The organism is Streptococcus sp. 2022WUSS037, assembly GCF_044427225.1.
Classification (GTDB): domain Bacteria; phylum Bacillota; class Bacilli; order Lactobacillales; family Streptococcaceae; genus Streptococcus.
In genome coordinates this window covers 1-20852 of the sequence record NZ_JAOTGJ010000012.1, presented here as the reverse complement: position 1 = coordinate 20852, position 20852 = coordinate 1, and the positions used below count along the sequence as shown (strand labels likewise).

General features: G+C 33.8%; 18 protein-coding genes and 1 pseudogene. All 19 read left to right on the top strand.

Annotation, left to right across the window (positions count from 1 at the left end; translation table 11 throughout):
* The first annotated feature begins 10 nt into the window (after positions 1-10).
* Positions 11-1837, top strand: coding sequence for a polysaccharide biosynthesis protein (locus tag ODU55_RS06075; RefSeq protein WP_398582258.1), 1827 nt, complete (start codon positions 11-13; stop codon positions 1835-1837).
* 85 nt (positions 1838-1922) lie between these two features.
* Positions 1923-2639: a Fic family protein gene (locus tag ODU55_RS06070; protein ID WP_398582257.1), complete on the top strand. Its 717-nt coding sequence runs from the start codon at positions 1923-1925 to the stop codon at positions 2637-2639.
* Between the two features lie 36 nt (positions 2640-2675).
* The gene (locus tag ODU55_RS06065) at positions 2676-3374 is read left to right on the top strand and encodes a sugar transferase (protein ID WP_398582256.1); all 699 of its coding nucleotides are present in this window, start codon (positions 2676-2678) and stop codon (positions 3372-3374) included.
* Positions 3375-3383: 9 nt separating this feature from the next.
* Complete coding sequence (locus ODU55_RS06060; protein ID WP_398582255.1) at positions 3384-4601, top strand: DegT/DnrJ/EryC1/StrS family aminotransferase; 1218 nt, start codon at positions 3384-3386, stop codon at positions 4599-4601.
* A 29-nt stretch (positions 4602-4630) separates the two neighbouring features.
* On the top strand, positions 4631-5464 hold the full coding sequence (locus ODU55_RS06055) for a glycosyltransferase (RefSeq protein ID WP_398582254.1): 834 nt from the start codon (positions 4631-4633) through the stop codon (positions 5462-5464).
* A complete protein-coding gene (locus ODU55_RS06050; protein WP_029187152.1) occupies positions 5442-6707 on the top strand; it encodes a hypothetical protein in 1266 nt (421 codons plus the stop codon). The genes ODU55_RS06055 and ODU55_RS06050 overlap by 23 nt, the downstream gene beginning before the upstream one ends.
* Entirely contained in the window at positions 6700-7710 is a 1011-nt protein-coding gene (locus tag ODU55_RS06045; protein ID WP_398582253.1) for a glycosyltransferase family 2 protein, read from the top strand. The genes ODU55_RS06050 and ODU55_RS06045 overlap by 8 nt, the downstream gene beginning before the upstream one ends.
* Positions 7711-8167: 457 nt before the next feature.
* Positions 8168-9235: a glycosyltransferase gene (locus ODU55_RS06040; protein WP_029187151.1), complete on the top strand. Its 1068-nt coding sequence runs from the start codon at positions 8168-8170 to the stop codon at positions 9233-9235.
* A complete protein-coding gene (locus ODU55_RS06035; protein ID WP_398582252.1) occupies positions 9232-10452 on the top strand; it encodes an O-antigen ligase family protein in 1221 nt (406 codons plus the stop codon). Before ODU55_RS06040 ends, ODU55_RS06035 begins: the two co-directional genes overlap by 4 nt.
* Before the next feature lie 64 nt (positions 10453-10516).
* Complete coding sequence (locus ODU55_RS06030) at positions 10517-11443, top strand: ATP-grasp fold amidoligase family protein (protein ID WP_029187149.1); 927 nt, start codon at positions 10517-10519, stop codon at positions 11441-11443.
* A 27-nt stretch (positions 11444-11470) separates the two neighbouring features.
* Positions 11471-12964 (top strand): lipopolysaccharide biosynthesis protein, encoded by a 1494-nt coding sequence (locus tag ODU55_RS06025; RefSeq protein WP_029187148.1) that lies wholly within the window; start codon positions 11471-11473, stop codon positions 12962-12964.
* The gene (locus ODU55_RS06020; protein WP_029187147.1) at positions 12957-13811 is read left to right on the top strand and encodes a phosphorylcholine transferase LicD; all 855 of its coding nucleotides are present in this window, start codon (positions 12957-12959) and stop codon (positions 13809-13811) included. Before ODU55_RS06025 ends, ODU55_RS06020 begins: the two co-directional genes overlap by 8 nt.
* A 10-nt stretch (positions 13812-13821) precedes the next feature.
* Positions 13822-15366, top strand: coding sequence for an NTP transferase domain-containing protein (locus ODU55_RS06015; protein ID WP_029187146.1), 1545 nt, complete (start codon positions 13822-13824; stop codon positions 15364-15366).
* A gap of 92 nt (positions 15367-15458) precedes the next feature.
* The gene (locus ODU55_RS06010; protein WP_398582251.1) at positions 15459-16514 is read left to right on the top strand and encodes an NAD-dependent epimerase/dehydratase family protein; all 1056 of its coding nucleotides are present in this window, start codon (positions 15459-15461) and stop codon (positions 16512-16514) included.
* A 195-nt stretch (positions 16515-16709) separates the two neighbouring features.
* A complete protein-coding gene (locus tag ODU55_RS06005) occupies positions 16710-18200 on the top strand; it encodes a nucleotide sugar dehydrogenase (RefSeq protein WP_029187144.1) in 1491 nt (496 codons plus the stop codon).
* A gap of 52 nt (positions 18201-18252) precedes the next feature.
* Complete coding sequence (locus tag ODU55_RS06000; RefSeq protein WP_398582250.1) at positions 18253-19173, top strand: DMT family transporter; 921 nt, start codon at positions 18253-18255, stop codon at positions 19171-19173.
* A gap of 12 nt (positions 19174-19185) precedes the next feature.
* Positions 19186-19875: a CTP--phosphocholine cytidylyltransferase gene (locus ODU55_RS05995; RefSeq protein WP_029187142.1), complete on the top strand. Its 690-nt coding sequence runs from the start codon at positions 19186-19188 to the stop codon at positions 19873-19875.
* Positions 19876-19917: 42 nt separating this feature from the next.
* Positions 19918-20286, top strand: a pseudogene (locus ODU55_RS05990) (UDP binding domain-containing protein); the annotation flags it as partial.
* Positions 20287-20511: 225 nt separating this feature from the next.
* Positions 20512-20852: PD-(D/E)XK nuclease family transposase (locus ODU55_RS05985; protein WP_398582249.1), on the top strand; the 341-nt coding region annotated here is incomplete at its 3' end.

The window sequence follows — 20852 nt, the reverse complement described above, 5'->3', positions numbered from 1 at the left end:
TGGAGAAAAAATGGATTTAGGAACTGTTACTGACAAACTGTTAGAGCGCAACAGTAAACGATTGATACTCATGTGCATGGATACGTGTCTTCTTATAGTTTCCATGATTTTGAGCAGGCTGTTTTTGGATGTTATTATTGACATTCCAGATGAACGCTTTATTCTTGCAGTTTTATTTGTTTTAATATTCTACCTGATTATCTCAGTTAGACTAAAGGTTTTTTCGTTAATTACGAGGTATACTGGATATCAAAGTTATGTGAAAATAGGACTGAGTTTGATATCCGCTTATTCATTATTTTTAATCATTTCAATGATTCTATGGCAGACCTTTAGTTATCGTTTCATCTTAGTGTCCTTATTTTTGTCGTATGTAATGCTCATTACTCCGAGGATTGTTTGGAAAGTCTTACATGAGACGAGAAAAAATGTCATTCGAAAGAAGGATAGCCCACTAAGAATCTTAGTAGTAGGTGCTGGAGATGGTGGGAATATTTTTATCAATACCGTCGAAGATCGAAAATTGAATTTTGAAATTGTCGGTATTGTTGATCGTGATCCAAATAAACTTGGAACATTTATCTGTACCGCTAAAGTTTTAGGAAACCGTAATGATATTCCACGATTGGTAGAGGAATTAGCTGTTGACCAAGTGACGATTGCCATCCCTTCTTTAAATGGTAAGGAGCGAGAGAAGATTGTTGAAATCTGTAACACTACAGGAGTGACCGTCAATAATATGCCGAGCATTGAAGACATTATGGCGGGAAACATGTCTGTCAGTGCCTTTCAGGAAATTGACGTAGCAGATCTTCTTGGTCGACCAGAGGTTGTTTTGGATCAGGATGAATTGAATCAGTTTTTCAAAGGGAAAACAATCCTTGTCACAGGAGCAGGTGGCTCTATCGGTTCAGAGTTATGTCGTCAAATTGCTAAGTTTACGCCTAAACGCTTGTTGTTGCTTGGACATGGAGAAAATTCAATCTATCTCATTCATCGAGAGTTACTGGAAAAATTCCAAGGTAAGATTGAGTTGGTCCCTCTCATTGCAGATATTCAAGATAGAGAATTGATTTTTAGCATAATGGCTGAATATCAACCCGATGTTGTTTACCATGCTGCAGCACATAAGCATGTTCCTTTGATGGAATACAATCCACATGAAGCAGTGAAGAATAATATTTTTGGAACGAAGAATGTGGCTGAGGCGGCTAAAACTGCAAAAGTTGCCAAATTTGTTATGGTTTCAACAGATAAAGCTGTTAATCCGCCAAATGTAATGGGAGCGACCAAGCGTGTTGCAGAAATGATTGTAACAGGTTTAAACGAGCCAGGTCAGACTCAATTTGCTGCAGTACGGTTCGGAAATGTTTTAGGTAGTCGTGGAAGTGTTGTTCCGCTATTCAAAGAGCAAATTAGAAAAGGTGGTCCTGTTACTGTCACCGACTTTAGGATGACTCGTTATTTCATGACGATTCCTGAGGCAAGTCGTTTGGTTATACAAGCTGGACATTTGGCAAAAGGTGGAGAAATCTTTGTCTTGGATATGGGCGAGCCTGTACAAATTTTGGAATTGGCAAGAAAAGTTATTCTGCTGAGTGGTCATACTGAGGAAGAAATCGGGATTGTAGAATCTGGAATCAGACCAGGCGAGAAACTCTACGAGGAATTACTATCAACAGAAGAACGTGTCAGCGAACAGATTTATGAAAAAATATTTGTGGGTCGCGTTACAAATAAGCAATCGGACATTGTCAATTCATTTATCAATGGATTACTCCAAAAAGATAGAAATGAATTAAAAGATGTGTTGATTGAATTTGCAAAACAAGAATAAAGAAAGTAAAAGATATTTTTACTTTCCTAGAGTTTAAACGATGTTTAAATTCTAGGAAGGTTGAAAAACTTTTCAGAGGTAAGATATGCTAGGTCATAGGTTAGTAAGAGAAAAAGAAAATAGGATCAAAGGTGGTCTTTACCATAAGATTCAAATCGAGCTGGCTTTCAACTCAAACCACATAGAGGGGAGTCAACTGACGCATGACCAGACAAGGTATATCTATGAGACCAATACGATTGGTTTTGAGGATAATCCAACCATAAGGGTGGATGATATTATTGAAACCACCAATCATTTTACTGCTTTCGATTTTCTCTTGGATAGTTTTCAAGAGAAATTGAACGAAAAATGGATAAAGGATATCCATGCTATATTGAAGAGAGGGACCTCTGATTCGCGGAAGTCATGGTTTCAAGTCGGTGATTATAAGAGATTTCCGAATGAAGTCGGCGGTCGAGAAACAAGCTTACCTGAACATGTGGAGTCGGACATGCAAGAACTGCTGAACAGCTATCACGACTTGCCTGAGACTTCCTTTGAGGATATTCTTGACTTTCATGTTCGATTTGAACGCATCCATCCCTTCCAAGATGGTAACGGACGAGTAGGTCGATTGACTATGTTCAAAGAATGTCTTAAACATGGACATATCCCCTTTATCATTGGAGATGACATGAAGTATGTTTACTATCGTGGCTTAGCTGAATGGGGAGAACAGAATGGTTTCTTGCTAGATACTTGCTTAGCCGCACAAGAGCGATTTAAGGACTATTTAGAGTATTTTAGGATTGAGGATTAGTGACAAAACCAGCTAACCTTGCAAATAGGAGAATGAATGTATAGCAGAAGACCTATAACAAAAGAATATCTAAAAGCGAATGAAATAACAGCCCAATATTTTGAAAAAATTGAGTCAAGAAAGTTCGAGTTATTTTTTAAATATACTACGGATAAGTTACTAGCACTAATCCTATTAGTATTATTATCGCCAGCCATCATCGGTCTATCTATTTGGATAAAACTAGATAGCAAAGGACCAATTTTTTATCGTCAAGAACGTGTTACAAGATATGGTCGAATTTTTAGAATATTTAAGTTTAGAACGATGATTTCTGATGCGGATAAAGTCGGAAGTCTTGTCACAGTCGGTCAAGATAATCGTATTACAAAAGTCGGTCATATTATCAGAAAATATAGGCTGGATGAAGTGCCTCAACTCTTTAATGTTTTGACAGGGGATATGAGTTTTGTTGGCGTAAGACCAGAAGTACAAAAATATGTTGACCATTACACTGATGAAATGCTTGCGACTTTGCTATTGCCAGCAGGAATTACTTCACCAGCAAGTATTGCATATAAGGATGAAGATGCTGTTTTAGAAGAATATTGTTCTCAAGGCTACAGTCCTGATGAAGCATATGTTCAAAAAGTGTTACCAGAAAAAATGAAATACAATTTGGAGTATATCAGAAACTTTGGAATTGTTTCTGATTTTAAGGTAATGATAGATACAGTAATTAATGTAATAAAATAGGAGATTGAAATGACAAAAAGACAAAATATTCCATTTTCACCACCAGATATTACCCAAGCTGAAATTGATGAAGTTATTGACACACTAAAATCTGGTTGGATTACAACAGGACCAAAGACAAAAGAGCTAGAACGTAGGTTATCAGTATTTACAGGAACCAATAAAACTGTGTGTTTAAATTCTGCTACTGCAGGATTGGAACTAGTCTTACGAATTCTTGGTGTTGGACCCGGAGATGAAGTTATTGTTCCTGCTATGACCTATACTGCCTCATGTAGTGTCATTACTCATGTAGGAGCAACTCCTGTGATGGTTGATATTCAAAAAAATAGCTTTGAGATGGAATATGATGCTTTGGAAAAAGCGATTACTCCGAAAACAAAGGTTATCATCCCAGTTGATCTAGCTGGTATTCCTTGTGATTATGATAAGATTTATACCATCGTAGAAAACAAACGCTCTTTGTATGCTGCTTCTGATAATAAATGGCAGAAACTTTTCGACAGAGTTATTATTCTATCGGATAGTGCACATTCTCTAGGAGCTAGTTATAAGGGGAAACCAGCGGGTTCCCTAGCAGATTTTACCTCATTTTCTTTCCATGCAGTTAAGAATTTTACAACTGCTGAAGGAGGTAGTGTGACATGGAGACCACATTCTGGTTTGGATGATGAAGAGATGTATAAAGAGTTTCAGATTTACTCTCTTCATGGTCAGACAAAGGATGCATTAGCTAAGACACAATTAGGGTCATGGGAATATGACATTGTTAATCCTGGTTACAAGTGTAATATGACAGATATTATGGCTGGTATCGGTTTGGTACAGTTGGAACGTTACCCATCTCTGTTGGAACGTCGAAAAGAAATTGTCGAAAAATACAATGCAGGCTTTGAAGGAACATTGATTAAGCCGTTGGTACATCAGACCGAAGATAGACAATCATCTATGCACTTGTATATCACTCATCTGGAAGGCTTTACTTTGGAACAACGAAATGAAGTGATTCAAAAAATGGCTGAAGCAGGGATTGCTTGTAATGTTCACTACAAGCCACTGCCTCTTCTTACAGCCTATAAAAATATTGGTTTTGATATGAAAGATTTTCCGAATGCCTATCAGTATTTTGAAAATGAAATTACACTTCCTCTTCATACCAACTTGAGTGATGAAGATGTGGAGTATGTGATAGAAACGATTAAACGTGTTGTTTATACAAATAAATAGAAGGAATTCTCGTGAAATATAGTGTTTTAATGACTGTGTATAAAAATGATAATGCTGATTATTTTTATATTGCATTGAATAGTATGGTTCAGCAAACAATAAAACCTGATGAAATCGTTATCGTAAAGGACGGCCCGATTCCTAATCTATTAGAACAGGTTATTGTTAATGTACAAAACAGTTGTGACATTTACTTTAATGAAATTCAACTACCAAATAATGTTGGACTTGGAGAGGCATTAAATGCGGGTCTAAAAGAATGTCGAAACGACCTTATTGCAAGAATGGATGCGGATGATTATTCCATGCCAGAAAGATGCGAAAAACAACTTAGAGCGTTTGAGCAAAATCCTAGACTTACCATTGTTAGTTGCCCTGTCGAAGAATTTGTTGATGAATTATCAAATGTAATCGGTTATCGTAGTCTTCCACTCACAAATTCGGATATTTATAGTTTTGCAAAGCGTAGAGATCCCTTTAATCATCCTTCGACGATGTATAGGAAGTCAAAGGTGTTGGAAGTTGGAGGATATGGGAATTATCGTAAGAATCAAGATACTGATTTATGGATAAGATTATTATCAAATAATGTTGAGTGTTTAAATCTCTCAGAACCTTTACTTAAATTTAGATTTGATGAAGGAACTTATAAAAAAAGAAAGTCTTGGATAAATACAAAAATTTTAATAAAGTTGCGTTATAGAGCATGGCGTAGTGGTTTCAATAGTTTTGTAGACTTTTTTATTGTAGCGGTTGCACAACTTTTGGTGTTTATTTTGCCAGTCAAACTTTTACGAAATTTGTATAGATTTTTATTGAGAAGTAAGGAAAAGAATTATAATGGGGATAGAGCAGGTCATTAATCAAAAGTTAAATAAATATCCAGTAATAAAAAAAACACTTAAACGAGTCTATCAATTGGGCATGTATCATTTATCACCCAAAATAAATAGTACTGGGGATATTGTTCGGGTATCACCAGATGATGGTTCAGAGTATTTTTTTGGATACTATGATAAGTGTCCATGGGATGAAACGGATCGTTATATTTTATCTCTTAAAGCAAAAGAAACCTATAAAGAAGTTGCTCCAAGGACAGTAGCAAAAATTGTAATAATAGATACGTTAACAGGTATAGTTAGCGAAATTGGAGAAACTCGAACATGGAATACGCAACAAGGATGTATGTTACAGTGGTTTGGCAATTCATCAAACAAAATAATATTCAATGATTTTAGAAATGGAAAATACTGTTCAATAGTACTGGAACTAGAGTTTAAACAATCAGAGATTAGAACGATTTCGGAGAAATTGTTTCCTTTCCCTGTATATAGCGTAGCAAGTGATGGCAGTTTTGCTTTGAGCTTGGATTTCTCTAGATTGCATCAATTGGCACCAGGATATGGCTATTCAAATATCACAGAAGAAAAGTTTGTATCATTACCTGTAGGGACTGCAATTTGGAAACTTGATTTTGCAAGTGGAGACGTTAGTGAGGTACTTTTGTATGATGATATCGTATCATTCGAGTTTCGTAAGGAAATGAAGAATGCAGTCCACAAAATAAATCATATAATGATTTCTCCTGACAATAAAAGATTTATGTTTCTTCATAGATGGTTTAAGGGGGATAGAAAATATACTCGACTACTTACTTGTGATGTTGATGGTTCGGATATGTATAATTTAAGCGACGATGATATGGTATCGCATTGTTTTTGGAGGGATAATCGTTCAATTTTAGCGTTTGAAAATAAAAAAGGATTTGGAACAGGTTATTTTTTAATGCAAGATAAAACTTCGATATTTGAACAATATTGGAATGAAATAGATTTTGATGGGCATCCTAGTTATTCACCAAATCGTGATAAGATTGTTTTTGATTCTTATCCTGATAAAAAACGTATATCTTCGATTCGAATAAGCGATGCTGACAACAAAAGTTCTTCAAATTTGAAAGTAATAGCGCAGGTTTTTTCTCCATTTCGTTATGACAATGAATTTAGATGTGATTTGCATCCGAGATGGAATAGAAAAGGGAATGTAATTTGTTTTGATTCGGTATTTGAAGGGAAGCGAGGACTGTATATTGTCAAAGTTGAATAATACAAAGAGCGTATCTTTATCTATTATTGTTCCGGTATATCAAGTAGTCACTTACTTAGAAAGATGTATTGATAGTTTGGTTAACCAAACATATAGAGATATAGAGGTGATATTGGTAGATGATGGGTCTACCGATGGTTCATCGGAACTATGCGATAAACTTGCAAAAAATGATGAAAGAGTTAGAGTTATTCATAAAGAAAATGGGGGATTGAGTACAGCAAGAAATGTCGGTCTGGCCAATGCAAACGGAAAATATGTAACATTTGTAGATAGTGATGATTGGGTTGACTTGAACATTTATGAGAAATGTATTACCTTTTTACATGAATATTCAGCAGATGTTATTGATTTTAATGTTGAATTTGTGAAAGAAGGACAAAAAATATCCAATCAAAATATAGACAGAGAACCGTTTGTACTATACGATGAAGATATTCTGTACGATTATCTTTATAGAGGTCAAACAGAGAAATGCCCATTTTCTGTTTGTAGAAAAGTATACTTAAAATCTTTATTTGAAAATGTCTACTTTCCAGAAGGAAAAGTAAATGAGGATATCGCTACTAATTTTAAAGTCTTGCAATGCGCTAAAAAAATGATCCGTATACGCGATATAGGTTATTATTATTATCAAGATAATGTCACAAGTCTTACAAGTGGTGTTTTAAAATCTAAGGACTTCGATCTTCTTGTAGCATGTCAAGAATTATATGATTTAACCAGAAAATATGATAATAAGGAGTTAAAAAAACTATCTCTGATTAAGTTGGCTAGAAGTTATTTTTCACTATTAGCGAAGGCTGCTATTGGTGGTATTTCCGCAGATGTTTCAAGAGAAAAGATTGCTTTTTTGACGATTCAATTGAGAAAAAATTATGTTCATCTGTTTTTTTCTCCGATGCCTTTAAACAGAAAAATACTAGCAATGATATGTGCGATTGATTACAGAATTTTAGCTACATTATATCGTGTTATTTTTAGGATTAGGAGACAAAACTGAAAGATTTCTTATTATCAATCGCCAAACGGTTTAATACAAAAGATATTAGGTACAAAGAGTGCTAATTCTAAACAATTCTATTTTAATTTGTATTATATTATTTATTTTGGTTAAAACGTGCTGAATCAAAGGTTGTTGTATCCTTGGGAGTGTGGGAATAGTGTTGGTTGAGTTTTTGTTTATAATTTACAAACATATATTGAGCAGCACAGTGATTGCCAGAAATGTTCATTTTTTAGGGAGAATTATTCGTTGTCAAGATGTACTATTACAGAATATGACTGTATGAAAAAATACGCTTATTGGCGATAATATATATAATGAATAGTGCTGCGTTTCTTAATAATGTTAGAATTTGGAACATGTCAACATCGGAGCGACCGCTATGGTACTGGAGGACATTCCTGAAAATTGTACAGTTGCTGGAGTTTCAGCTAAAATAATTTAGAGAGTAAGTATGAAAATAGTTTTTTTATCATTTTTACATGGTTTTGGAGGAGCCGAAAAGCAAAATATTGCTTTAGCGAACGAAATGGCTGAACGGGGGCATAGTGTTTGGTTAGTATCCCTCTCTGTAGATAATGTATGTTATGAGCTGTCTACGAAAGTTAAGTATATATACTTGAAAGACACAGCAAAGGGAGTAGGTAGACTTTTAGCTAGATATTCTGCTATAAAAGAATTTTTGAGTGAAATTAAACCTGATATCACTATTCATTTTTGGTTTCAAACAGCCTATTTGACATCATTTATGTCTAAGAAAGTAACTGGTAAAATTATTTACGCAGAACGTGGAGATCCAAGTGATAAGGAATATAAAGGAATTATGGGGCTAATTCGTATGATTAGTATTCCTAGAATTGATTATTTTATTTTTCAATCAAAGGGAGCACAGGAGTTTTTCAACCAAAAAGTTCAAAGAAAAAGTAAGATTATCATGAATCCTATTTTTATAAACGATTTGGAATTTCCAGAATTGATTTGCCGACGAAAAGTGATTGTTTCAGTTGGTAGATTACATGAACAAAAAAATCAAAAGTTATTAATAAAGGCATTTGCGGATATTTCCAAACAACTTGAAGGCTATGATTTGGAAATTTATGGAGAGGGACCTCTTGAAAATGAATTAAGAACCCTTATTCAACGATTGAATTTATCAAAACGAATTTTTTTAAAGGGAACTTGTTCAGAAATACATAAAAAGATGATCGACGCAAGTTTGTTTGTATTGTCTTCTGATTATGAAGGAGTTCCCAATACTTTATTAGAAGCAATGGCATTGGGTTTACCTGTGATTTCGACTGATTGTCGACCAGGGGGAGCGAGATATGTTATTAATAATAAGGAAAATGGACTTCTTGTGCCAAGAAATGATAGGGCAGCCTTGTCAAATTCGATGTTGTGGATGTTGCGGAATCCGCAGATTGCAGAGGAAATGGGGAAAACTGCAAATAATAGTGTAAAAGAATTTAGCAGTGAAAAAATATATGATCAATGGGAAGAGTGTTTGCGGAGAATCAAATGATTGAAAGTAGAAAAATAAAAGTTTCAACATTAGAGTTTTATTTAAATATTATAGCAATTGTGCTAATTTTAGTATCTGAAATAAACTTTTATACTCCTGAGAGTATAAAAGTTTATTCGGTGCTAACAATGATAGGTATGGTTATTTCGTACAGCTTGGGAGTGCAATATTTTCGCTATAGAGTAAGATTGAATCATTTTATCATTTGGATTTCAGTGATTTACTTTATGTTTTGTGTTTATGGAATATTTTTTCTAAGGTCTGGAGTTTTTCCTATTGATTCGATACTGTACAGATATTTTGAAAATATTGCTTTATATTTATCGATTTCATCTATTTTACGAAAGAATTACATAAAAATAACACTTCCATTTGTTCTAGCAGGATTGTTTTCAATTATATATCTGATTTCTAAAGAGGGGGCAGACATATTATCGGGAGGGGTACGAATAGGTTCCTCCTTAAGTGGAAATGTAAACTCTGTAGGATTTAACTTTGGTTTGGTTAGTTCTTTGCTGGCATGGAGATATTGTATAACTAAGAATAAGCGCGATCTGCTCTTATTTTTAGTATTTGTAATTTTTATGTTGCTGACAGGATCTAAAAAGACTTTATTTTTTTTATTGACTAATTTATTTATTTTTTATTATCATAATCGTCATAAAGCGATTATTTGGTTAAAGGTCATCCTGTCTTTCTTTTTTTTATGGATTCTAATTTTTAAGATTCCCTATTTTTATTCTATTATGGGGTTTCGAATCGAGCAGATGTTGATGACTTTACTGGGGGATTCTAATACTCTTACATATTCTTATTCAACGGACATGCGTGAAAAAATGTTAGTTGAATCCCTACATTTTTTTCTGGAGCACCCGATTTTTGGAGGTGGATGGAATTATTTTGGTTTAAAAACAACCTTAAACTATGATTATTCACATAGTAACATTGCAGAATTATCGGTTACATTTGGCTTGATGGGGTTATTCACATATTACAGTAGATACATATATAATCTCTATATATCTTTGAATGGTTTGAGGGATTTAGCAAATAAGAAAAAAAATAATTTTTCTCTCTTATCTTTTTCTTTAGTTAGTACAATATTGTTTATTGAATGGTCTGCGGTAACTTTCTCCGCACAGGTTTTTTGGTACCTACCTATTATTATTTCTTGCGCAATGTTGAATGAAATTTTACGGAAGCCTGAATCCAAATAGAAGAATAACAAATGTCCGATTAATTTTAAAATGGATAACCGATATAGACATTAGGGAGTGAGAAATGAATAAATATTTTAAATTTTTATTTAATAAAGATTACAGATTCAAAGTTTTAGCAAGGAATGGTTTTTTCAAAAATATGCCAGATAGTGTTTTTTTGAAAAGGTTGTATAAAATCAATATGAACCAAGAGTTGAATTTGTTATCACCTAAAACATATAACGAAAAATTACAATGGTTAAAAATTCATGATCGAAATAAAGAATATATCAAGTTGGTTGATAAATATAAAGTGAAAGAGGTTGTTGCTGCAAGCATTGGCAAGCAGTATATTGTTCCCACATTGGACGTTTGGAATCGTGCTGAAGAAATCGATTTTGATACGTTGCCAAATCAATTTGTTTTAAAATGTACGCATGATTCAGGGAGCGTGATTATTTGCAGGGATAAAGAGGAATTTGATAGAGAAAAGGCAAGAAAATTGCTTTGCAGGGCATTAAAACGTAATTTTTACTATCCTTATAGAGAATGGGTTTATAAAGATGTTCCACCTAGAATTATAGCGGAAGAGTATTTAGAAGATTTAGCTAACGTAGCTGATACAGTAGATTATAAATTTTTCTTTTTTAATGGGAGAGCGGAATTTATATATATTTCTAAAGGACTTGAAGATCATAATACTGCTCAAATTTCATTCTATGATTTAGAGGGAAATGAATTAGAATTTTGTAGAGCTGATTTTAGACGTTTAGGTGATTTTGTCTTACCTCCAAATTTTCCAGAAATGAGAAAGATAGCAGAAAAACTTTATGATATTTGTAATGCCCCATTTGTACGAATAGATTTGTATTCTGTTAATGGTAGGATATATTTTTCGGAATTTACCTTTTATCCAGCAGGAGGTTTTTTACCATTTTCACCAAAAGAAACAGATGAAAAACTTGGAGAGTTGTTAGATTTGTCGCAGATTGATAAAACATCTCCTTGATAAATCATCGACTATGAGGATATATAATTGATAAAAAAGTTAACGACAAAAGTTGTATTTAAAAATACTATTATTTACATGGTTTGTGGGTTGTTAATCAGAGGATTTAGTTTTTTTCTACTTCCGCTTTATACTTCTTATTTAACCACTGTTGATTATGGTATTACGAGTCTTGTAAGTAGTTTTTTAATAACAGGTTCATTTCTTGTTGCGGCATCGTTGTATTCTGCGATATTTCGTTTTTATGTAGATCTAAAACATGATACGGTTAGGTTAAGTCGTTTTTATGGAACTATAATTTTATTTGTTTTACTAATTAGTATTATTGCTAGTATAGTTATGATACTTGGAAAGAAAATAGTGGGTTATTATTTTTTTAATAATATAGACTTTTTTCCGACAATATTCATTTCTATTTTATCGCTAGTTTTTTATTGTCAGTATACTATTTATGAAAATATTTTAAAAAGTCAGCAGCAAGCTGGAAAGTATGCAATCATTACACTGATATTTTTTATTCTTACCCTAGTTTTGAATATATTATTTGTAGTACATTTTAAACTCGGAGCAAATGGAGTCTTACTTGCCAATCTCATAACATATGCTGTTTACTTCTTTGTAATGTTAATTGATTTATGGAAATCTAGTATGATAATATGGTGCTTGGATAAGAGATTACTAAAGGAAGCTTTACTATATTCGATACCAATAATCCCTCATAATTTATCAACCCATATTACAGTTTTTTTGTCGAAGCTTTTTATCGGAGACATTGGGAATCTAGGAGATGTAGGACTGTTTGCGATTGCCTCCCAATTCGGTGGTATTGCTGATATAGTTCAAGGTTATGTGAATAGTGCTTACGGTCCATGGCTCTATGAGCAGATGACGATATTAAACGATTCAGTTCGGAAGAATATTGCGAAAATTTCAGAAATTTTAACGTATGTAATTGGTTTTTTCCTTTTGGGCATTGCACTATTTTCTCATGATTATATTATTTTGTTATTAGATAAAGGATATGCTTCTTCTTGGAAGTATATTCCTTTGATAGTAAGTGTATTTTTGATAAAGATACTTTACTATTTTTATGTAGAAATTCTCTTCTATCATAAGAAAGCATCAAGATTGATTTTTGTTGCAACCTTATCAAGTAGCCTGGTGAATGTAGTAATTTCTTATTATTTGATTGGAATCTTAGGTATAACCGGCTCAATCCTTGCAGATTTTATTTCAATGCTCATACGAGTCGGGATTGTCATAGCAATTAGCAAACGATTTGAAGATATAGGATTAAAGCTTTCAAAGCTTGTCTATATCATCATGGTAGTTGTTGTTTTTATGGGGATTGGGCTGTATTTTACATATCTTAACTATCCGTTTACATTTAGTTATATTGAGTTTGGGTACAGAGTTGTTGTAATGTTTACTTACCTAGGTTTTGTGCTTTATAAATTCCGTGCAGAGTTTAAACAATTCTTAAATCAGAAAAAAAATCTTTTGGGAGGAAAAAATGGATAGAAATGAATTTTTGGAAGAGGTTCGTAAGAGTTCATATTATCGTAAAGATTTCGAACAAATTTTTGAAGAGTTCAAATCCTATCAAGATTTAATTTTGAATGCTTTGAGAGAATTTCATAAGGTTTGTGTCACGAACTCAATTCCATATCAATTAGCATATGGTTCCTTATTAGGTGCTGTGAGAGATAATGGTCAAATTCCATGGGATTATGATGTGGATGTTTTTGTTCCATATTCGAAAAAAGAGGAGCTTATTGAGGCACTAAAGAATGATTTGAACGACGAGTTTTATTTTTACTGTCCAGAAGTTGATGAGAACTGTCGTCATTATATGATGCGGATTGCACCAAAAGGTTATTCTACTGAGTTATTTCATTTAGATGTATTTTATTTGATTGGTATGCCAGAAGAGTCAGAAGAAAGGAAGAGATTTTCTAAAGAAGTACAACAACTGGCCTTTATTAGATACTATAAATTGATTTCTCTTATAAAATCAGCTAATTCATTTAAAGGTGCAGTAAAAATCGGCTTATTTAAGCTGAGATACTTATTTCGCGATGTTGAAAGAGATTATAAGAAATTTGAAAAATTATGTAGTATGTACGGACTAGAAGAGTCAAGTTACGCCACAACAGCAGACATTTTTGCTACATGGTATGAGATTCCAACAAAAAATGTACTATCGATAGAAAAAATGCAAACTTTAGAAGGAGAATTTTGTGTGCCAACGTCTTACAAGCACTTACTATCGTTACTCTATGGTGATTATTTAAAGGTACCTGCATTAGAAAATAGAATCAAAGAATTACTGAAACATCATAGTTTACAGTCTAAGAATATTTATTGAGGTTGCATGGATGATACTAAAAAATGCCATTATTCTCGCGGCGGGCTTAGGTAGACGAACTATCCCATTAAATTTTGAGACTCACAAGGCTTTTCTAGAAGTGAATGGTGAGATATTGATTGAACGCTTAATCGTACAACTCAAAGAAGCAGGGGTTTCTGAAATTATTATTGTTATTGGATACAAAAAAGAACAATTCCGATATTTAATAGATAAGTACGAAGTTGAATTAATTGAAAATGATGATTTTGCTAACTCCAATACACTATACTCCCTAAGTTTAGCGGAATCCTATTTGTCGAATTCCTATATAATTCCATGTGACATCTGGTGCGCAACAAATCCTTTTACTAGCAAGAAAGATGACTCTTCTTGGTATATGATTGCTGATATTTCAAAAAACGTAACAAAGTTAGATGATTTGAGCGAAAGATTAGGTGTTGCTTTTATAGAGCAATCGGATTCAATTTGGATAAAACAGAGGCTTCGAGAGTTGGCAAATAACCCTAGTCAACAAATGCTAGCTTGGGAAGAGCTTTTGGTTACAGATGGGGAACTAGCAATACCTACATTCAAAAATTGCGAGCATTTTATACAAGATATTAATACATTTGAAGATTTGATTTTCTTAGATGATATGTCTAATCATTTAAGAGTAGAAACAATAGATATTATTTGTACAACTTTTGATATTGCTCCTAAAGAAATAAAGAATGTACTTGCCTTGAAAAAAGGCATGACCAATCGTTCTTTTATGTTTGAATGCAAAGACAAAAGTTACATTATGAGAATTCCTGGGGAGGGAACCGATAAATTAATTAATCGAGAACAGGAAGCTGAAGTTTACAGAGTAATTGCTGGGGAAAGTATTAGTGACGAATTGATTTATATTAGCCCTGAAAAAGGATATAAAATTACTTCTTTTATTGATGGTGCAAGAAACTGTGATTCAAATAATAAAAGCGATGTTTCTTTATGTATGAAAAAATTAAGAGGTTTTCATGAAAGCGAATTAATTACTTCTCATGAGTTTGATTTATTTGGGGAAATAGAATTTTATGAAAGCTTAAGAGGAAATAGGGAATCTATATACGAAGACTATCAATCTGTTAAAAATAGAGTACTTACTCTTAAGAGTTATATTCAGTTGAATATAGAAAAAAAGGTTCTTTGTCACATTGATGCAAATCCCGATAATTTCTTAATCTTTGAGAAAAATAATCAAACAGAAGTTCGTTTAATTGATTGGGAGTATGCTGGGATGCAGGATCCTGATTTAGACATTGCGATGTTTGCTATTTATTCTCAATACAATAGGGAGCAAATAGATTTTTTGATAGACGCATACTTTGAAGAAGGGTGCGAAGAAAGAATAAGAATGAAAATTTATGCATATGTTGCTACTGCTGGTTTGTTATGGAGCAATTGGTGTGAATATAAACAGCAACTAGGGGTTGAGTTTGGTGACTACGCTCGATACCAGTATGAATATGCAAAAGAGTTTTCAGTTATTGTCAGTGAGTATCTATCAACTTTCGAAGATGAGGATAATTAGGAAGTGCTAATATTTTTATTTTCTTGTTTGAATGATGAATGCAAATATAATCGGAGATGTTTGCTTTATAAAATAGATAGGGAGGAAGTATATTGAAATTAAATAAGAACAGAATTATTTTCATCACAGGTTCAGCCGGTTTTATCGGCAGTAATCTTGTATTAGAGCTATTGAAGAGCGAAGAACCTTGTCGTATTATCGGTCTTGATAATTTGAATGATTACTATGATGTAACGTTGAAACAGTATCGTCTTGAACAAATAAATCAACTATCAAACGAAAGTAAAAATAAATGGACTTTTATTGAAGGCGATTTGGCGGACAAAGGATTAGTAAATTCAATTTTTGAACAATATCAGCCTGATATTGTTGTGAATTTGGCAGCACAAGCAGGTGTAAGATATTCGATTACAAATCCAGAAGTTTACATTGAAAGTAATATCATTGGCTTTCAAAATATCCTAGAAGCGTGTCGCCATTATCCAGTTGAACATCTTGTATATGCCTCCTCATCTTCAGTATATGGTGGGAATGAAAAAGTACCATTTTCAACAGATGACAAGGTTGATAATCCTGTTTCGCTTTACGCAGCAACCAAAAAGTCAAACGAGTTATTTGCTCATGCTTATAGTAAGCTCTATGACATTCCAACAACGGGACTACGTTTCTTTACGGTCTACGGTCCAGCAGGTCGTCCAGATATGGCTTATTTTGGATTCACAAATAAACTGATAAAAGGGGAAACGATTGAAATTTTCAACTATGGAAATTGTAAACGTGATTTTACCTATGTCGATGATATTGTGGAAGGTGTCAAGCGTGTCATGTTTGGCGCACCACAGAAGAGAAGTGGAAGTGATGGTCTCCCTATTCCGCCGTATGCAATCTACAATATTGGCAATAGCAATCCTGAAAACTTATTGGATTTTGTTCACATATTGAGTGAGGAACTAGTTTTGGCAGGAGTATTGCCAGAAGATTTTGATATTGAAGCACATAAAAAACTGGTGCCTATGCAAGCTGGAGATGTACCAGTAACCTACGCTGATACTTCTGATTTGGAGAGAGATTTTGGTTTTAGTCCCTCTACCACTCTCAGAGAAGGCTTACGTCGATTTGCTCAATGGTATAAGGAGTATTATAAATAGACCTTGTTTTCTAGACTAGTATGCTCATAGTTTGTATGGATAAAAAATATATCAAGATACACAAAGATGAGAAGGATTGATTTATCTTGTTCTCTTATAGCACTTGATTAAAACTATGTTGTCGATGATATTTTTTTGATTTTTTTAGTAACAAATGGTATACTTTGTATATCATTTTTTTGTAGAGGTGAAATTATGAGTAACAAAGAATTTTCTCAAGAATTTCTTAAAACTATTATTTTTTCTAAAAGAAAAGAGTTGGGATATTCTCAGCAGGAACTTTCTGATTTGACAGGGATAAATCGGGCTATGATTAGCAAGCTGGAGCAAGGTGAATATCTTCCTTCGATTCCTCAGTTACTGGCTTTGAGCAATGTGCTTGAATTTGAAATTAACAGTTTATTTGTTTCTGATTTTCCGAAGTCAATCGGCACTCTTCCGGCAAAAAATATCGCTGTTGCAGGAACCGGTTATGTCGGTCTTTCTATCGCTGTCTTATTAGCACAGCATCATCAAGTTACCGCTGTGGATATTATCCAAGAAAAAGTTGACTTAATCAATTCTAAGAACTCTCCGATTCAGGATGATTATATAGAGAAATATCTTGCGGAAAAGGACTTGAATTTAGTAGCAACACTTGATGCAGAAAAAGCCTACAAAGAGGCAGAAATTGTTGTAATTGCTGCTCCAACGAACTATGATAGTGCTAAGAATTACTTTGATACTAGTCATGTGGAATCTGTGATTCAAACAGTATTGTCGGTCAATCCTAAGGCATTAATGGTCATCAAATCAACGATTCCTGTTGGATTCACCCAGTCTATGCGTGAAAAGTTTGCTACGGAAAATATTATTTTTAGTCCAGAGTTTCTTAGAGAGTCAAAAGCACTTTATGATAATCTCTACCCTTCACGGATTATTGTATCCTGTGAAGAAGGAGCTCCAGATTCGGTAGTAGAAGGTTCAAGACTATTTGCCTCGCTACTACAAGAAGGTGCCTTGAAAGAGGATGTCGATGTATTACATATGGGATCGACAGAAGCTGAAGCGGTTAAGCTTTTTGCCAATACCTATTTGGCCTTGCGTGTTTCTTACTTCAATGAATTGGATACCTATGCTGAGCTAAAAGGATTAGATACAGAATCGATTATTCGAGGAGTTGGTTTGGATCCTCGTATCGGCGATCATTATAATAATCCCTCTTTCGGATATGGAGGCTATTGCTTGCCAAAAGATACAAAGCAATTATTGGCTAATTACAATGATATTCCACAGAACATGATGACGGCCATTGTTGAAGCCAATAAAACAAGGAAAGATTTTATTGCCGATCAGGTGCTGAAAATGGCTGGTTATTATGATTACTCTGAACATGATAGCTACTCTCGTCAGCAAGAAAAAGAAATTACTGTTGGTGTTTACCGTTTAACGATGAAGAGCAACTCGGATAACTTTAGACAGAGTTCCATTCAAGGTGTCATGAAACGATTGAAAGCCAAAGGTGCAAAAGTTATTATTTTTGAACCAACTCTAGAGGACGACTCAACCTTCTTTGGTTCTAAAATTATCAATGATTTGAAGAAGTTCAAGTCTCAATGTCAAGCCATTGTAGCCAATCGTTATGATAGTTCTTTGGACGATGTGCGAGATAAGGTATATACACGAGATATTTTTAGAAGAGATTAAAGAATGTATCGATGTTTTAAATATATATATACTTATTCTAAAAGGAGTAACTATGAAGATTAGTTTAAGAGGAAATTTACAGGGCTTGTTATCAGGAATGTTTTGGGGATTGGATACATCCTTGAATAGTTTGATATTGTTAATGGTTCCTTTCGTTGTTGGGGATAGCAAGCTATTATCCTCTACGTTACTATTAGCATTTTTTCACGATTTCTTTTCTGCTATTTTTTTAACAATTGACTTATCTATTAGAGGTCGGTTTAAAAATACGATACAAATTTTGAAAACTAGAAGTGCTTATTTTGTAATGATAGCAGCAGTATTCGCAGGACCTTTAGGAATGAGAGCCTATCTATTTGCAGTGGAGAAGTTGGGGGCAGGCTTGACAGCGACAATATCCGCTATCTACCCTGCAGTCGCAGCTTTATTAGGTATGATTTTTTTAAAAGATTATTTGACAAGAAAGGGATGGTTTGGGCTAGCTTTAACTATCTTGGCAGTTATTTTTCTTGGATATAGTGGTTTTTCTCAAATAGAAGAATTATTCATTGGTTCTTTAGCAGCATTGCTATGTGTAATTGGCTGGGCATCAGAGAGTGTTATTACTGCTTATGGTATGAAAGAAGATATTTTACCTAAACAAGCTTTATTTATCAGGCAATGGACTTCAAGCTTAGTTTATCTGTTATTTATGATAATAGAGGGGGATGTTGTTTACAGTATAGCAACTGTTTTTAGTTCACCGTCTATTCTTTTTATCGTTTGTCTTTCCGTTATAGGAACGCTTTCCTATTTATTTTATTATTCTGCTATTGATACTATAGGTCCAGTAAGAGCGACAGGTTTAAATGTCACTTATTCTATTTGGACAGTCATCTTTTCACTGTTTCTTTTCGGTGGTCAATTAGATATAAAGTTAATCATCAGTAGTATAGTTATTGTTATTGGTACACTATTTGTCTTGAAAAACTAAGGGGGAGAATTGATGAGAGCGATTATTTTAGCAGCAGGAATGGGAACTAGATTAAGACCCTTGACTTTTACAACTCCTAAATCTTTGATTGAAGTTGGAGATCAAACATTAATAGAAAGACAAATTTTATTTTTAAATGAAATAGGTATTTCGGAAATTATTATTGTGACAGGTTATTTATCAGAAAAGTTTGACTTTTTAGAGAGTAAATATGGGGTAAGGTTAATTCACAATGATAAATATGATACCTATAATAACTTTTATAGCATGTATCTTGTGAGGGATTTTTTAAGTGATGCTTATGTGATTGATGCGGACAATTATTTGCACACGAACTTCTTAGATTCTGATGTAACCATTTCTACATATTTTTCGGCATATAAAGATAATTTTGAGGATGAGTGGCTTTTAAAATGTGATGATAATGGTCAAGTGAAAGAAATTGTGATAGATAGTGGCGAGGGCTCTATTCTATCTGGGGTATCATATTGGGATGCAAAATCTGGTCAGGTTCTAAACAAACTTATTGAAGAAGTGTTAGAATCAAACGATTTTTGTAATTTGTATTGGGATAATCTTGTAAAAGATAACTTGGATAAGTTGACAGTGTATAAGCGAGATATTCCTTCGAACGTTATATTTGAGATTGATAATCTTGATGATTTAGGACAGTTACAAGAATTTTTAAATTCACATAGCTAATCATAGGATTGCTGCATTTCCGGAATTAACGAACGTATTGTTGATGTAGCTACCGATCAGGTACTGAAGATGACTGGCTACTATGCTTACTCAGAACATGATTCCTATTCGCAACAGCAAGAAAAGGATATCACGATAGGAATTTATCGTCTGACCATGAAGAGTAATTCTGATAACTTCCGTCAAAGTTCTATCCAGGGAGTTATGAAGCGTTTGAAGGCTAAGGGAGCAAGGGTGATAATTTATGAGCCGACCTTAGAGAACGGAACGACATTCTTTGGCTCCAAAGTCGTCAACAATCTTAAGAAATTTAAAGAAATGAGTCAAGCCATTGTAGCCAATCGATACGACTTGAGTTTGGATGATGTTCTTGACAAGGTCTATACACGGGATATTTTTAGGAGGGATTAAATATAGGGTATTTGAACTTGCATTTGGATAGAACGAATTTTCATTTTTTCTTCAGATAAAGTAGAAAACGTTCCGTAGTCAACATGGCTTTGGGACGCTTTTTAGTAGTTGCTGTAATAGGAAAGTGACTTGAAAATTTTAGATACCGTGCTATAATATAACTAGAAACTTTTCCGAATAAATAGATAGGGAGTATTTCTCGATTACTTTATTTGGAGGATAGAGATGACAAAACGCCGACAGGCAGTCAGTCCAATGGCTGATATTATTGCAAAAAAGATTTTCAATGACCACGAAATCACCATTGATTTCATCAATACTTTTCTAGGTTTTCGCCCCAAGTCTGTTCAGATTTTGAATGGAACTATTGCGGATGTAAAAAAGGAAAGGACTAGCCACTTTAGTACTACGGTGGATATTTTGGCTCGTATGGATGATGGAACACAAGTCATCATCGAGATACAGGTTGCCTATCAAAACAGTTTTATCAAACGCTTATGGACCTATTCCTGCCAACATTTGGTTAAGGATTTGCCCAATGTTCGTGACAAGGTCACACAGACACA